Raw genomic sequence first — 15924 nt, 5'->3', positions numbered from 1 at the left:
TGCGCCGGTCGAGCGCATCGCCAATCGGTGTCATTCGGCGGCCACGAGGATCGGGGCCTCGGTCTGCAGGCTGGCAAGCCGGCGGTTCTGGGCCGAGCAGAGCCGGTCCATCTTGCGGAGATCGGCTTCGGTCAGGTTCAGCGCCGCCTCGGCCCAGATGTCGACGACATCGATGAGTTCCTCGAGCGTCACCGGGTTAACGCGCCGACGGGCCCGATACATGGCCTGGTGGGCGTTGTGCTTGCGGTTGTGCTTGGCGATGTAATCCATCGCGGCCCACTGGCCCTGCCCGTCTTCCGCCAGGACGTCAACGACGCCCATGTCGTAGAGCTCCTCGGCCGTGTGGATGCGGCCCGACAGGATGAGCGCCTCGGCCTTGTCACGGCTCATGCGCCGCGACAGGAAGCTGTACGCACCCATGCCGGGGAACATGTTGAAGAGGATTTCCGGCAGACCCATCTTGGCGCTGCGCTCGGCCACGATCAGGTCGAACGACAGCGCATGCTCGAAGCCGCCGCCCAGCGCGTCGCCCTGGACGAGCGCCATCGTCACCACCGGCGCATCGAAGGCCACGACGTTGCGGTGAATGGCCTCGACGGCGACATGGCCGTAGTGGCGCATCGCATCCAGGTCGCGGCTGCGGATGCGCTGGGCGAAATGCCCGAGATCGCCGCCGAGATTGTAGATGCCCGGCACGGCCGAGGCCATGACGAACCAGGAGAACGGCGCGGCCGCCTGGTTCGGCAGGTTGGCAAAGGCGCCGGTGATCGACTTCTGCATCCGGCTGATGTCGTCCATCAACTCATGCGTGTAGGAGGGTTTGCCGACCGGCTCCATGAAGCACCAGCAGGTGGCGTTCACCGTGTCGATATCGAGGTGGATATTGTCGTAGCCATTGTCGCGGATCGCCCGCACGGCATCCGCCGTCGCGGAGCCGGAAGCCACGGTGTTCAGGGCAATGGGATCGTTGTTGTTCATTCGCAGGGCAGTCATCTTCTCTTCTCCATCTGTTGGTTGGGCCGCAAACGCGTCACGCGGGAGGATGCCGCAAGGACAGCCACCAGCATAATAAGCTCAACACCTATAACGGGAGCGAGAAGTTAACGGGTCAATCATGCGAATTCGTGCCGCAAGCCGCATTTGCGGGCGGATCAAAGGGGTCGCTCAGCAGGGACCCGGCGGCTTTCCGGGGGCGCGGCGCGCCTTCACGACGCGCCCCGGAGCGACCCGATCAGTCGTGCGCCAGCCAGTCCGGACCGACGCGCAGCTGGTTCCATTCGCTGGTGTCGCCGAAATATTCGGCCCCTTCGCGCAGGTTCTCGCGGATGACCTCTTCATTGAGGTCGATGCCGAGCCCCGGCGCGTCGGGAACCGTGACATAGCCGTCGGCCATGTAGTCGGCGTCGAGGCCTGTCACGAGATGCCGGAAGAACGGCAGGTCGAGACCGTGATGCTCGACCGCGACGAGGCTGGCGATCGACGCGCCGAGATGGACGTTCGCCATGAAGCCGACCGGCGAGCAGCAGGCATGCAGCGCGGTCGGGATGCCGAAGCGCTCGGCGTGGTCGGCGATCCGCTTCGTCTCCATCAGGCCGCCCGACGAAAGCATGTCGGGATGGATGATGTCGAAGGCGCGCGTCTCGATCGCATCGCGGAACCCTTCCCAGAGATAGAGATCCTCGCCGGCAGCGACCGGCGTCAGCAGCGCATCGGCGACCTTCTTGTGGTTGGCGATGTCGGTCCAGGGCAGCGGATCCTCGATCCAGGCGAGGTTGTAGGGCTCGAGCGCGCGGCCGATGCGGATCGCCTCGTCGGCGGTGACGAAGCCCTCGCCGAAATGGTCGGTGCAGAGCGAAATCTCGTCGCCGACCGCGTCGCGCACCGCCGCCGTGATCTCCGCCGCCAGCTCGACGCCGCGCTCGCTGATCCGCGCGCCCGCTCCCCGGCCCGGCGCGTACCACTGCTTGTACTGCGGATATTCGAACTTCGTCGCCGCGCCGACCAGCGCGCCCGGGGTCGCCTCGAAGAGTTCGCCGGGCAGGTCGAACTTGATGAAGGTCAGCCCCATGGCGAGGCGCCGCTTCACCACCTCGACATAGCCCTCCGGCGTCATCTGGCGCGGCGCCGGCGTGTCGCCATAGAGGCGGACCTTGTCGCGATACTTGCCGCCGAGCAGCTGATAGCAGGGAATTCCATAGACCTTGCCGACGAGGTCCATCAGCGCGATCTCGATGCCGCAGACGCCGCCGCCCTCGCGGCTGTCATTGCCGTAGCTCTTGATCGACTTGAACAGGTAGTCGACGTTGCAGGGGTTCTGACCGACGAGAAGATGCTTGAGCCGCAGGGCCGTGTCCGGATGCGCGGCGTCGCGAACCTCGCCAAGGCCGTAGACGCCCTGGTTGGTGTCGATCTTCAGGATCGGGTAGTAGCCCTGGCCGACGATGGTCGCGACCCGGATATCGGTGATGCGCAGATCGCTCGGACGCGAATCCATGCGCACGGCGTTTTCGAGGCTCTCCGCGAGCGGCGCGGCGGTGGTCGTCATGTCTTCCTCCCTGGTCTTCTTGTCAGCCGAGCCGGTTTGACCCGGCTGCCTGTCGATACGCGGCGCGCCCCTCCCGCTCCGCGCCCCGTCCTCCGGATCGCGGTTGCCGCGGCTCCTGCCCGTGATGGTCAGGAAATCTCGTCATCCTCCGCGAGCGACCCGGAACGCGCTGCCCGAGGGGAGACCGGATCCAGGGTCATGATGCGGTGGATGGCGAGGTCGAAATGCAGCGCCATCAGCGCGCCGGCCCCCGGCTCGTCCTGTTCGTCGATCAGCGTCACCAGCTTGCGATGGTCGGCATAGTTCTTCTTCCAGTCCTCCTCGCTCGGATGGCGCAACAGGCCCTCGCGCATCGTGTCGCGCATGACCTCGCGGATGGAGGCGACGAGATGGAACATCATCTGGTTCTTTGAGGCGCGCGCGATGGCGAGATGAAGCTGCACGTCCATCTCGAGGAACGCGTCCGGGTCCGCGCCCAGGTTGTCGCCCATGCTGCGCACGCTCGCCCACATGCTGGCGAGATCCTCGGGCGAGCGGCGGCGCGCCGCCAGGATGGCGCCCTGGACCTCGATGCCCCGGCGCAGTTCCAGCAGGTCGATCACCGCCTCGCGCTCGGTCCGCGCGAAGCGGTCGAAGAAGTCGATCAGCACGCTGTTGGTCATCGGGCGCACGCGGGCGCGCTTGCCGTTGGCGATCTCGATCAGGCCCTTGGCCTGGAGCGACTTCATCGCCTCCCGCACGATCGACCGGCTGACCCCGAACTCGGCCGCCAGATCCATCGAGGACGGCAGGAACTCCCCCGAACCGAGCCGCTCGGAAACGATGAGGTCGCGGATATGCGCCTCGATCTGATCCGCCAGCGTCACTCTCTGGGCGTGCAGGTTCGGGAAATCCATCGGTGCATGTTCTCCGCCGGCCTGGGCCGTTCCGCGCCTCGCGAACAGGCAATGCGTAGCTTCAAAATTCGGCCAAGGCAATGCTGTCCTACAGGTGGACAGCTATACAGGACGATGCTAGCGTCGCCTCAACAGAACAGACGCAGGTCACGAAAGACAGGTTTTTAGCCGGCTTTCGCAAGATCACGCGCATCGAGGAGACGAACCCGCTGCCCCCTCCGGCCGCGCATCCCGAAAGGGAGGACGCAGCTTGCCCACTCTTCCCCGCAGAGACGTCGCGAAGGCCCCGGCCTGGCGCGATTCCCCGTCCGATCGGGCGCGAGAGAGGCAGGGTCAATCGGGAGCGTAACCGCCAGGGCGGCGAGGCGTCAGGCTCCGCCGTTCTCTAACCTTCGGCTCACGCCGACAAAAACCAACACCGAGGAACCGCCCCATGCTCGAAATCGCTGAGATCATCCAGCCCACGCCCTCCCCCGTCTGGAGACTGGCGAAACAGGCCGGCGTCGACGTCGCCGTCGGCGGATTGCCGACCCCGGATCTGCTCGAACCCGGCGAGGCGCCGTGGGATCTCGGCCCGCTCACCCGCCTCAAGGCGCGCTACGAACAGGCCGGCTTCCGGCTGGCGGTGATCGAGGCGCGGCCGCCGCTCAACAAGGCGAAGCGCGGCCTGCCCGGCCGCGACGAGGAAATCGCCACCGTCTGCACGCTGATCGAGAACATGGGCAAGCTCGGCGTGCCCGTCTGGTGCTACGAGTGGATGACCGACTTCAACTGGGTACGCACCAATCTGTCGACGCCGTCGCGCGGCGGTTCGGTGGTGACCAGCTTCAACATCGACGACGTGCCGGAGGATCTGACCAGCAACCCGCCGATTGACGAAGAGGCGCTCTGGACCAATCTCGAATACTTCCTGAACAAGGTCCTGCCGGTCGCCGAGAAGGCGAACGTCAAGCTCTCGATGCATCCGGATGATCCGCCGCTCTCGCCGATCCGCGGCGTCGGCCGCATCATGCGCAGCATCGAAAACTACCAGCGCCTGCTCGACCTGTCCTCGAGCCCGATGAACACCATCACGCTCTGCCAGGGCAATTTCGCGCTGATGACCGATGATCTGCCGGCGGCGATCCGCAAGTTCGGCAAGAAGATCTCCTTCGTGCATTTCCGCGACGTGCGCGGCACGCCCAGCGCGTTCGAGGAGACCTGGCACGATGACGGCAAGACCGACATGCTGGCCTGCATGAAGGCCTATCGCGACATCGGCTACGAGGGCGTGCTGCGGCCGGACCACGTGCCGACGGTCGAGGGCGACAGCAACGAAGACGCCGGTTACTCGGCTTTCGGTCGTCTCTACGCGATCGGCTACATCCGCGGCCTGCATCAGGCCGTCTACGCGGAATAACCAAGCCTGTCCGGCGGAATTCAAACCCTCGATAAGCCCCGTCCGGCCCAGCTCCAGAAGCACGGCCGGGCGGGGCAAACATGTCCCGTCCACGTTTCCGCAACGATTTCCGGTTGTTGGCGCCTTGCGCCGGGGAGCCTTAGAAACTCTCTAAATCATTGTTGTTGCAACGCTTTTGATCCTCCCTTATCCGAACGTCCAGGTTGAACCCACTCGCCGTTTCGGAGGCGCGCGAGCTCCCACCCTCACCTGTGCAGCGCCTCATGACCGCGACGTTCACGACCGACAGCCCGGAAAACCCCGCTCCGATCCGCCTCCGCCACTGGCATCCGCCGATGGTGACGGAGCCGATCCCTCGCGGCGGAAGGCGCCTGCAACGGCCGGACCGGGTCGCCGCGTCGCTCGATCGCCTGCAACGCCATGGCGGGTGGTAGGGCATGTCCTGGGACATTCAGAGCCTGTTCCGGCGCCACGCCAAGGAAATCACCCGCGCCCTGCGCCGGCGCGGCCTGAACGAGGAGACGGCGGCCGACATCACGCAGGACACGTTCCTGCGCGTGCTGGCCTCGCCGCCGCAGGAAGGCACGGCGAACCACAATCCGCGCGCCTATCTGCATCAGGTCTCGCGCAATCTCAGCATCAACTACATCCAGCGCAACCGCCGGTCCGAGATGATCGACGTCGCCGACGAGATGCTGCTGCAGATCGCCGATCCGACGCCCTCGCCCGAGGTCGTGCTCTATGACCGCCAGCGCCTGCGGCTGGTCGAGGCGGCGCTGGCGGAACTGCCCGAACGCACCCGGATCGCCTTCGAGCGTCATCGCCTCGGCGGGCAGACGATCGCCGCGATCGGCCAGGAACTCGGCCTGTCGACGACGCGGACCTGGGCGCTGATCCGCGAGGCCTATCGCCATATCGTGCTGCGGACCGGGAGCCTCTGAACGAATTCTCCGTCACGGGGCGAAAATTCCGCCGCGCCACGGGTATTAGAGGACGAGCACGCAGGGACCCGGCCATCGTGCGGGCCGGCCGGGAGGGGCAGCATGAGCGAAAGGACACCGGACACCGATCGGTTGCTCGACGAGGCGATCGACCTGGTGATCCGCCTGCAGACGGCCCCCAATAATCCGGTGGCGATCGAGATGATCCGCGCCTGGCGGGCACGCAGTCCCGAGCATGAGCGGATCTGGATCCAGGTTTCCGACGTGCACGGCATGAGCGGCAAGGTCCTGACCGACCGGCACGAGGCCGAGCGCCGGCGGCGTCAGGCGCCCTCGCGCCGGAACTTCATGCTGGGCGGCGCCGTCGGCCTCGGCGCGCTCGCCGCCGGCTCGCTCTTCGGCCCCGACGCGATCCTTCGCGCCCGCGCCGACCACATCACCGACAAGGGCGAGATCCGCCGCATCGATCTGCCCGATGGCAGCCTGGCGACGCTCGGCCCCGACAGCGCCATCGCCATCGCCTTCAGCGACGCCCGGCGCGGCATCGTGCTGCTGAAGGGCATGTCGTTCTTCAACGTGACGGCGGACACCGGCCGTCCGTTCCAGGTCGAGGCAGGCGATCTCACCGCCATTGCGCGCGGCACCGCCTTCGACGTATCGAGCGACGCCGGCATCGTCAGCGTCTCGGTCGACGAGGGGCTCGTCGAGACCCAGGCCGGCGGACAGGCGGAGGCAACGCTCAGCCTCGATGCCGGCGACTGGATGAGCTTCGATCCCGCCCAGCAGGCGGTCGAGCGCGGACGTCGCGAACCCGGCCAGATCGGCTCCTGGCGGGACAAGCTCATCCTGGCGGACCGGGAACCGCTGTCGGCGCTGGTCGCCCGGATCGGGCGCTGGGTGCCCGGACGGATCCTCATCGCCGATCCCTTCGTCGGGGCGCAGAGGGTGAGCGGCCTGTTCGATCTCGCCGACCCGCGCCGCGCGCTCGAGGCGGCGGTGCTGCCGGCCGGCGGCCGCGTCCGCCAGGCCTCGTCCTTCCTGACCGTGATCTCGCCGCTCTGAGCCGAAGCGGCGACAGGCACGGACGGGATCAGTCTAGAGACAGTCTAAATCATTGGCGTTGCGTGATCTTTTCGGCTGGACTATCTGACGGCTCAGGTTGCCCCCACTCGCCGTGTCGACGATGCGCGAGCCTGCTCTTGCCCCGCGCCGCCTCCCGTCATGCCCACGATCCTGAACGACGCATTTCAACTGCATCGCCGGTCCCTGACCTGGAGCGTGATGCGCATCGTGCGCGACCCGCAGATTGCCGAGGATCTGGCGCAGGAGACCTATGTCCGGGCCCACAAGGCGATCGAGGCGGGTCCGATCGAGCACATCGAGGCCTTCCTGCACCAGACCGCCCGCAATCTGGCGCTCGACTATCTGCGCCGGCGCAAGACGCGGGCCCGCGTCGAGACGGACGGCCTCAGCGACGAAATGCTGGAGAACATCCCCGCCGATACGCCCTCGCTGGAAACGGAGATCATCGAGCGCGAACGGCTGCGGCTGTTCCAGGCCGCGCTCGCAACCTTGCCCGAGCGCGTGCAGCAGGTGGTCCGGCTGAGCCGGATCGAGGAATGGACCAATGCGCGGATCGCGCTGCATCTCGGCGTTTCCGAGCGCACCGTCTTCAACGATCTGAAGCTCGCCATGGCGCATTGCCGCGATGCGCTGGCGCGGAAGGACAGAGGTTGATCGGGGCCTCGCGGGCGGGCGATCCGGCGCCCGAAACTTTTTTTGCCGGATTCCAGACTGCGAAACGTCATCTCTATAAAGACCCGAAGGCCCAGACGATCGGATGAGTTGCGTGGGACGAGAGAGTTCAGAGGACGACGTCCGCGCCGAAGCCATGCCGCCCACCGGCAGGCAGGACGACGAGACCGTCGACCTCATCGAGGAGGAGGCGCTCGACTGGTTCGCCCGCCTGCGCAACGCGACGCCGGACGCCGCCGAACTGGCCGAATTCCAGGCCTGGCACCAGCAGAGCCCGCGCCATGCCGAGGCGTTTGCCGACCTCGAGGCAATCTGGGGATCGTCGGCCTTCGCCACCGCCGTTCGCAGCCTGCCCGTCGCGCCGCCGTCGTCGACCCAGACAACCGCGCGACGCGCCGGCCGGACGGCGAGCGCTCCCCCGGCGAAGCGGCTGCGCCTGAAGCTCGGCGCCGTCGCGGCACTCCTGATGCTGGCGATCGGCATCTGGCAGGCGCCGGCGCTGTGGCTGCGCTGGCAGGCCGACTATCTGACCGCCGCCGGTGACCGCGCGACGGTCCGGCTGCCGGACGGCTCGACCATGATCCTCAACACCGCGTCGGCCGTCGCGCTCGATTTCGACGGCGGACGCCGGAACGTGCGTCTGCTGCAGGGCGAGGCCTTCTTCGACGTGCTGCACGACCCCGCGCATCCCTTCCACGTCGCGGGAAAATTCGGCGTCGTCGAGGTGAAGGGCACGGCGTTCTCGGTGCGGGCGGACGAGGCGCGCGACGCGGTCATCCTCGAGCGCGGCCGCGTCGAGGTCCGACGCACGTCCGAACAGGCCGACCGCGCGACGCTGGAACCGGACGAGCAGATTTTTGCAAGCGCCGGCGGGCTTTCCGCCGTCGAGCCGGCGGATCCGACGACGGCGCTCGCCTGGCGACAGGGGCGCATCGTCTTCGACGACCAGCCCATCGCCAAGGTGCTTTCGGAACTGCGCCGCTATCGCAGCGCCCCCATCTTCGTCACCGCCAGCCTGGCCGATGGATTTCGCGTCAGCGGCAACTACAGGACGACCGACATAGAGGGCGCGCTGCAGTCCCTGGCGGATGCCGCCGGCGTCACGCTGACGGCCCTGCCGGGCGGCGTCATAATCCTTCGCTAGAAATTCAACTTTTCTTTTCCGGTTTCGCTCCCCTCGAACGTCGGGTGTGTGAGAGGTCGATTTCGGCGTGACGCCGGACGGCCTCTTCGATCTGGAAAAGGGGCTTTGCGGCATGACGAACGGGATGATGACCACCGGCGCAGGTACCGGCGCAGGGGAGAGCCGACGCTCGAAACGCCGCCTCGCATCGCTGCTCGTGACCTCCGCCGTGATCGGCCTGGCGACGGGCCTCGCCCCCATGCAGGCCTCGGCGCAATCCGCCGCGCCGGCTGCGACCGGCAGCCAGGCCATTGCCTTCTCCATTCCCGCCCAGCCGCTTCCCGCCGCGATCAACGCCTTCATCGGCGCGACCGGCTGGCAGATCAGCTATTCCTCCGCGCTGGCGCGGGGCAAGAAGTCGGCGGCCGTCACCGGCACGATGACGCCGGCGCAGGCGCTGCAACGGCTGGTGGCGGGCACCGGCCTGCAGGTCCGCATCGGCGCCCCCGGCTCGGCCGCGCTGGTCGATCCGGCCACGGCAGGTGCGGCGGCTTCGGGCGACGGCACGACGGTCCTCGACGTCATCGACGTCACGGCCGGTGGCGGCACGACGGCCTCGGACCTGCCGTTCGCCTCGCCCGGCTCGGTCGCGCACATCTCGGGAGCCCAGATCGAGCGGCTACCGCCGACCTCGGTCGGCGACATCTTCCGCAACACGCCTGGCGTCAACGCCACCGGCAACCGCGTCGGCGCGTCGATGGATCTCAACATCCGCGGCCTGCAGGGCCAGAGCCGCGTCAACGTCATGGTCGACGGCACGCGCCAGTCCAACGGCTCCTATCGCGGCTATCGCGGCAGCCGCAGCGAGGTCTATGTCGATCCCGACCTGCTGGCTGGCGTCGACATCAACAAGGGCCCCTATAGCGGCGCCGGCGGCACCGGCGCGATGGGCGGCGTCGTCAACATGCGGACGATCACCGCCCGCGATATCGTCGCGGACGGCAAGACCTATGGCGCGCGCCTGAAGGGAAGCCTCGGCAGCAACACGGAGAGCCCGCAGGCGCGTGGCTCCAAGACCATCCGCGACGACGGGTCCGACCTCTTCAACGGCGATGCCTGGACCGGCAATCTCGCCGCCGGCGTCGTCGAGGACAATTACGAGTTCGTCGCCGCCCTCGCGCGGCGCCAGCAGGGCAATTACTTCGCCGGCAAGAACGGCTCCTCCACCTATGTCGACGACCGCGTCGTCTGGCAGCCGCCGTCGGAAAAGAGGTTCTCGCCGTTCGGCCCCGGCCAGGAGGTCTTCAACACCTCGCAGGACGTGACCACCCTCCTCACCAAGGGCAAGGTCAAATGGGGCGACGGCCAGTCGTTGGAACTCGGCTACATCCGCTACAACAACAAGTATGGCGAAAATAACGAGACCGTCCTCGGCTTCGCCCTCAGCCCGTTCCTGAATATAAAGGCGGAGCAGTTCGGCCTGAGCGAGACGACGACCAACACCTTCACCTCGACCTACAAGTACAATCCGGAAGGCAATGACTACATCGACCTGACGGCCAATCTGTGGGCCTCCGACGTCGATACCTATAGCGAGACGCTGCGCGCCTTTACGCTCGGCTCCGGCGCTGACGGCAAGACGCGGGTGCGGACCTATGGCGGCGACGTCTCCAACCGCACCGTCGTCGAGACCGGCTTCGGCGTGCTGACGCTGAACAACGGCCTCGAATTCGTCGACGAGCGGGCGCGCGAAAACCAGACCTTCCTTTCCTATCCCAACACCCCGCCCATCTATGCCAGCGTCAACGCCAATGGCGACCGGCTGCTGCTGAGCGCCTTCAACCAAACCCGGCTCGACGTCACCGACTGGCTGCGGCTCGAAGGCAGCGTGCGCTACGATTCCTATGAGGGCCAGGGAAAGGGCGAGATCCTCGGTGATTTGCCGGCGGGCGAGGCCTCGCGCGTCAATCCGTCGGGCACGGTGACGGTGACGCCGCTCGACGGCCTGCAGGTCTTCGCGAGCTACATCGAGGGCTGGCGTCCGCCGAGCCTGCGCGAATGGTCGGCGGTGGGCGCCGGCGGACTGGTTCACAACGCCTATCTGAAGCCCGAAATCTCCAAGAATGTCGAATTCGGCTTCAACGTGAAGCGCGACGATCTCTTCCGGACCGGCGACGCCTTCCGCCTGAAGGCCGTCTATTTCGACAACAACTATGACGACTACATCATCCGCGGCCGCAACCAGGAATTCATCTACACCTGGTCCAACATCGACAAGGCGAAGTTCCGCGGCTACGAGCTCTCGGCCATGTACGATACCGGCAGCTATTTCGTCGAAGCCGGCTTCACCAAATACGACGACATCCGGTTCTGTGGCTCCAACAGCGCCTGCGGCGATGGTGCCGCCGCGACGGATTACGGCATCACCAACGTCCCGCCGAAATATTCGGGCACGGTGACCGCCGGCGCGCGGCTGTTCGACCAGAGGCTGACGGTCGGGACGCGGGTCTATTCCTTCGGCGAGCGCTTCGGCGGCTATGGCCTGGCACCGGGCGCCGTCAACCCGCCGACCGTCTGGACCAAGTCCACGATCGTCGACCTGTTCGGCAGCTACAAGGTTAGCCAGGACGTCACCCTCGACTTCAGCGCCGAGAACCTCGGCGACCGCTACTACATGGATCCGATGTCAACTGGTGCCATCCCCTCTCCCGGCCGCACGATCCGCGCCGGCCTGACCGCCAAGTTCTAGGACGCGGGCTCCGGCATCCCCTCCAAATCGTTCGCGAAGAGAGAAAATCCGGACATCCGGCTTGTATCAGGCAGAGAGACAGCACATCCCATCGGCTTGGGCGGAACACCCGGTTCCGCCCTCGCCTTTCGATCAGGCGACCCCAGGCAAAACACATCTCATGGAGAAGGTTTCCCAGGCATGAGCGATACTATGGATACCGTCCGGCCGCTGGAAGCGAGCCGCGCCAAGCGCTTGAAGGCCGAGACCAACGAGACGCATGGCAGGCTGGACCAGGCGATCATGGCCGGCCGTCCCTTCGAGAGCCGGGAGCGCTATGCCCGCTTCCTGGCCGTGCAGCACCAGTTCCACCGCGACATCGACGCGCTCTATTCCGACCCCGTTCTCGACGGCCTCCTGCCCGACCTCGCCGGCCGGCGCCGGTTCGACGACGTCAGCCAGGATCTGGGCGATCTCGCGGTCGAGGTTCCGGCCCCGGTGACGGAGCCCGCCTTCGGCGCCGATCCCGACATTCCGACGGCGCTCGGCTGGCTCTATGTGGCGGAGGGCTCCAATCTCGGCGCCGCGTTCCTGATCAAGGAAGCCGCGAAGCTCGGGCTTTCCGAGACGTTCGGCGCCCGCCATCTCGCCGGCGCGCCCGAGGGCCGCGGCCTGCATTGGAAGACTTTTACCGCCGCCCTCGACACGGTCGAGCTCGACGAGGCCGAAGAGGCGCGCATGATGGAGGGGGCGAAGGCCGCCTTCCGGCGCGTGCACGGCCTGGTGACGGAAAACTTCCCCTGACGCCGGATCGCGGCCCCTCGCGATCCCCGGCCGCGGCGGGCGCCATGCCTGCCGAAGCCTCTTGATCTAGGCACCCAGGGCTCTCTCGCCCGTCGGCACCCAAAAATGACATCGCCATTGGAACCGCGTCGACCTCGCCCCCAACCGGCCAGGTCGGCGCGGGCCGTCGCATGAACCCCGTAGAGAGATGCCGACCATGTCCGACCCGATAGAGCCCGCCGCCAGAGCCCTCCGAGGCCGTCGCCAGGACGGCGGCATGGCGGGCGCTCTCCTGGGACTGGTCCTCGCGGCGACGCTGCTGCTGCCGGCGGGCCTTGCCCTGGCGCAGGAGACGAGCGGCGCAGCCGTGTCCTCGCCAGCGACGCAGAGCTCCGGAACGAGCGAAGCCCCGGCCGTCGAAGCGTCGACACCGGTGCCCGCCCCGACAGTCGTTGCGCCCACGACCGGCACCGAGCCGGCGGCGGCTTCTCCGGCATCCTCAGAGGCCACGCCGACGCCAGCCTCGACGGCTCCAGCGGCACCCGCCATTGATGGCACCGCTCCTGCTGCAGCCGCTCCGGCCCCGGCTGCGCCGGCAGCGTCCACCGCCACCCCGCCGGAATCGACCCCGGCCAACGCGGCTCCCTCCCCCGCAACGACCTCGTCGCCAACCAGCCTGCTGGACCAGCTTCTGGCGCCGGAACCCCGCGCGGACCTGCCGCACAATCTGTCGCCCTGGGGCATGTTCATGGCGGCCGACTGGGTCGTGAAGGCGGTGATGATCGGCCTCGCCGTCGCGTCGCTGATCACCTGGACGATCTGGCTCGCCAAGACCGTCGAGATCGCCTGCGCCCGCGCGCGCATCCGCCGCGCGCTTGCCGTCATCCTCCAGGCCAACAGCCTCGTCGACGCCGGCCGCGCGCTTTCCGGCCGCGGCGGCCCCGGCGCCTTCATGGTCCGCTCGGCCGAGGAGGAGTTGCGCCGCTCGCTCGCCGCCCTCGACTATGCCGGCGACGGCGGCGTCAAGGAGCGGCTCGGCTCCAGCCTCGCCCGCATCGAGGCGCAGGCGGGACGGCGGATGTCGAAGGGAACCGGCGCGCTCGCCACCATCGGCTCGACCGCGCCCTTCGTCGGCCTGTTCGGCACCGTCTGGGGCATCATGAACGCCTTCATCGGCATCTCGGAAGCGCACACGACCAACCTCGCCGTCGTCGCGCCGGGCATCGCCGAGGCGCTGCTCGCCACCGCGATCGGCCTCGTCGCCGCCATCCCCGCCGTGGTGATCTACAACGTCTTCGCCCGCTCGATCACGGGCTATCGCCAGCTGCTGACCGACGCCGCCACCGGCGTCGAGCGCCTGGTCAGCCGCGATCTCGACTACGCCAAGGTGCCGGCCAATCTCCGGCTGGCGGGGTAACCGACATGGCCGGAGGCATCCGTCAGCGCGACAGCGGCGAACTGGAAGAAAACCACGAGATCAACGTCACGCCGTTCATCGACGTGATGCTGGTGCTGCTCATCATCTTCATGGTGGCGGCGCCGCTCGCGACCGTCGACGTCGACATCGACCTGCCGGCCTCGACCGCGCAGCCGAAGGAGCGGCCCGACGAGCCGCTCTATCTCACCCTGAAATCGGACCTCGCGCTGCATGTCGGCAACGATGCGGTCCCGCGTGAGCAACTCGCCGCCGCCCTCGACCGCTTCACCTCCGGCGACAAGGAGGCCCGCATCTTCCTGCGCGCCGACGAGGCCGTCGCCTATCGCGAGCTGATGTCGGTGATGAACCTGCTGCGCGAGGCCGGCTATCTGAAGATCGCCCTGGTCGGGCTGGAGGTCCTGCCCGAGGCCGCGACGGGCGACGCGCCGCCGGCGACCGTCCCAGCGGGCGCAGCCACCCCATGAGCGACTGGAGCCGCTCGATCGGACGAGGCGCGCGCATCGGCGAGACCGTGCTCTGGGCCGGCGCCGGGCTCGTCGTGCTCGGTGCGCATGTCGGCGCCGCCGCCTGGCTGATGCGCGAGCCGCCGATCACGGCTGCCGATTCCTCGCCGCCGCCGGCGATCATGATCGAACTGGCGCCAGAGCCGGAAGCCGTCGTCACCGAGAAGACCGAGATCTCGCCGGATCCCGAGCTCGCGGCCGAGATCGCTCCGAACATGGCCGAGCCGGTCGAGGAGCCGACCCCGGAGGAACTGCAGCCGGTCGAGGAAGAGGTCGTCGAGGCGGCGCAGCCGCAGGAGATCGCCGAAGCGACGGTCGAGCCCGTCGAGGAGACCGCTGCCGTCGAGCCGCTCGACGACGAGATCGAACCGGTCGAGGAAGCCGTCACCGAGGCCGAGACCGTCGCCGTTCCGCTGCCGGCGCCGCGCCCGAAACCGCCCGTCACCCGATTGGCGGAGGCGAAGCCGCCCAAGGAGCAGACCCGGGAGAAGGTCAAGGAACCCGCCAAGGGGACGGCCAAAAAACCGCCGCGCCCGGCGCCGTCGGCTGCTTCCCGGGCAAGCAACGAGGCCGCCGCCGAAGTCCGCCAGTCGAACCGCACCGCGGCGCGGCAGTCGATGACCGGCCTGTTCTCCGCCTCGATGTCGCCGGCGCGCTGGCAGTCGCGGCTGATGGCGCATCTCGAGCGGCGCAAGCGCTATCCGGCCGGCGCCCGCTCGCGCGGCGAGACCGGCATCGTCACCGTCCACTTCACCGTCGACGACGGCGGCAACGTCCTGAGCGTCGCGCTCGCCCGATCCTCCGGCTTCCCGGATCTCGACGAGGAGGTCCTCTCCCTCGTCAAAAGGGCCTCCCCCGTCCCGCCCCCGCCTCCCGGCGCCAACAAGACGATCACCGCGCCGGTCCGCTTCAAGCTGTAGACGGTGGGGCTCTACAGCCCCAGCCGGCGGGACGAGTTCGTCAGGTGCGCGAGCATCGCGTCGGAGGCGGCAACGGGATCGCCGGCGCGGATCGCCTCGTAGATGCGGCGGTGCTCGTCGATCGCGATGAGGGAGGTCGTGGCAAAATCGAGCGAGCGCAGCGCGACGAGGATGCTCTCCTGCAGCTTCACGTCGACGAAGGAGATGAACAGCGACACGAACGGGTTCTTCGTCGCGCCGGCGACGGCGCGGTGAAAGCTGATATCCGTCTCGACATAGACGCTGTGCAGGTCGCGCACCGCCGCCATATTGTCGATGCAGCGGGCCATCTCCTCGAGATCCTGCTCGGTCCGGTTCAGCGCCGCCAGCAGGGCCGCGCCCGTCTCCAGCATCCGGCGGAGCTCGTAGAGATGCCGGTAATCCTCGGGCACGGCGAGGCTGTTCGGCTCGAGCGTCAGCGAGTTCGCGGATTCCGGCGAGGCGACGAAGGCGCCGATGCCGTGGCGCGAGACCACCAGCCCCTCATGCCGCAGCTTGGCGATCGCCTCGCGGATGACGGCGCGGCTGACGCCGTGCTGTGCCGCGAAGGCCTGCTCGGTCGGCAGCTTGTCGCCGGGCTTCAGGTTTCCGCGCAGGATCTCGAAGCGCACAAAGGCGGCGACCTGAGCGGGAAGCCCCAGCCGGCTGACCTTGTTCGGATTGATCTCCATCGCGGCATCTGTCCTTTCATCGAAACCGGAATGGCGGCGCCCGCCCTGCCCGTTCTCATGATGGCTCATACGCCGAGTTACGTCTTCAGGCCACCGCCGACGACAATTTCGTCGCCGCATGAACACTCCGGAATGGCCACGTCAGGCCCAATTCCGCATCCTCCACGAAAAATGGCCGCCCCG

The 15924-nt window shown here is 67.7% G+C and carries 15 protein-coding genes; 11 read left to right on the top strand and 4 right to left on the bottom strand.

Annotation, left to right across the window (positions count from 1 at the left end; genetic code table 11):
- Positions 1–30: 30 nt before the first annotated feature.
- The 3 genes from AC6HZP_RS06055 to AC6HZP_RS06045 all read right to left on the bottom strand — a co-directional run bounded on the left by AC6HZP_RS06055 (position 31) and on the right by AC6HZP_RS06045 (position 3441).
- On the bottom strand, positions 31–993 hold the full coding sequence (locus tag AC6HZP_RS06055; RefSeq protein ID WP_244669833.1) for a crotonase/enoyl-CoA hydratase family protein: 963 nt from the start codon (positions 991–993) through the stop codon (positions 31–33).
- 238 nt (positions 994–1231) lie between these two features.
- The gene (locus AC6HZP_RS06050) at positions 1232–2545 is read right to left on the bottom strand and encodes a mandelate racemase/muconate lactonizing enzyme family protein (protein ID WP_497525805.1); all 1314 of its coding nucleotides are present in this window, start codon (positions 2543–2545) and stop codon (positions 1232–1234) included.
- Between the two features lie 128 nt (positions 2546–2673).
- A complete protein-coding gene (locus tag AC6HZP_RS06045; RefSeq protein WP_497525804.1) occupies positions 2674–3441 on the bottom strand; it encodes a FadR/GntR family transcriptional regulator in 768 nt (255 codons plus the stop codon).
- A gap of 433 nt (positions 3442–3874) precedes the next feature.
- Between AC6HZP_RS06045 and AC6HZP_RS06040 the strand changes: the two genes are divergently transcribed.
- From AC6HZP_RS06040 to AC6HZP_RS05990, 11 genes are all read left to right on the top strand, one after another.
- Positions 3875–4840: a mannonate dehydratase gene (locus tag AC6HZP_RS06040; protein WP_497525803.1), complete on the top strand. Its 966-nt coding sequence runs from the start codon at positions 3875–3877 to the stop codon at positions 4838–4840.
- 263 nt (positions 4841–5103) lie between these two features.
- Entirely contained in the window at positions 5104–5274 is a 171-nt protein-coding gene (locus AC6HZP_RS06035; RefSeq protein WP_497525802.1) for a hypothetical protein, read from the top strand.
- Positions 5275–5277: 3 nt separating this feature from the next.
- The gene (locus AC6HZP_RS06030) at positions 5278–5781 is read left to right on the top strand and encodes an RNA polymerase sigma factor (RefSeq protein ID WP_497525801.1); all 504 of its coding nucleotides are present in this window, start codon (positions 5278–5280) and stop codon (positions 5779–5781) included.
- A gap of 102 nt (positions 5782–5883) precedes the next feature.
- The gene (locus AC6HZP_RS06025) at positions 5884–6843 is read left to right on the top strand and encodes a FecR family protein (protein ID WP_497525800.1); all 960 of its coding nucleotides are present in this window, start codon (positions 5884–5886) and stop codon (positions 6841–6843) included.
- Between the two features lie 159 nt (positions 6844–7002).
- Positions 7003–7518, top strand: coding sequence for an RNA polymerase sigma factor (locus tag AC6HZP_RS06020; protein WP_497525799.1), 516 nt, complete (start codon positions 7003–7005; stop codon positions 7516–7518).
- 112 nt (positions 7519–7630) lie between these two features.
- Entirely contained in the window at positions 7631–8680 is a 1050-nt protein-coding gene (locus AC6HZP_RS06015) for a FecR family protein (RefSeq protein WP_497525798.1), read from the top strand.
- Positions 8681–8747: 67 nt separating this feature from the next.
- Positions 8748–11408 carry a TonB-dependent receptor gene (locus tag AC6HZP_RS06010; protein ID WP_497525797.1) on the top strand — a complete coding sequence of 887 codons (2661 nt, stop codon included), beginning with the start codon at positions 8748–8750 and terminating at the stop codon, positions 11406–11408.
- 180 nt (positions 11409–11588) lie between these two features.
- Positions 11589–12191 carry a biliverdin-producing heme oxygenase gene (locus tag AC6HZP_RS06005; RefSeq protein WP_497525796.1) on the top strand — a complete coding sequence of 201 codons (603 nt, stop codon included), beginning with the start codon at positions 11589–11591 and terminating at the stop codon, positions 12189–12191.
- Positions 12192–12447: 256 nt separating this feature from the next.
- Positions 12448–13587: a tonB-system energizer ExbB gene (gene exbB, locus AC6HZP_RS06000; RefSeq protein WP_497525795.1), complete on the top strand. Its 1140-nt coding sequence runs from the start codon at positions 12448–12450 to the stop codon at positions 13585–13587.
- A 5-nt stretch (positions 13588–13592) separates the two neighbouring features.
- A complete protein-coding gene (exbD, locus tag AC6HZP_RS05995; protein WP_497525794.1) occupies positions 13593–14072 on the top strand; it encodes a TonB system transport protein ExbD in 480 nt (159 codons plus the stop codon).
- Positions 14069–15031, top strand: a complete 963-nt coding sequence (locus AC6HZP_RS05990) for an energy transducer TonB (protein ID WP_497525793.1) — start codon at positions 14069–14071, stop codon at positions 15029–15031. The genes exbD and AC6HZP_RS05990 overlap by 4 nt, the downstream gene beginning before the upstream one ends.
- Before the next feature lie 11 nt (positions 15032–15042).
- Here the strand turns inward: AC6HZP_RS05990 and AC6HZP_RS05985 are convergent, their stop codons facing one another.
- A complete protein-coding gene (locus AC6HZP_RS05985; RefSeq protein WP_497525792.1) occupies positions 15043–15741 on the bottom strand; it encodes a FadR/GntR family transcriptional regulator in 699 nt (232 codons plus the stop codon).
- Positions 15742–15924: the final 183 nt, after the last annotated feature.

The organism is Kaistia sp. SLG-1, assembly GCF_059699055.1.
This window is presented reverse-complemented; position numbering and strand designations above follow the sequence as displayed.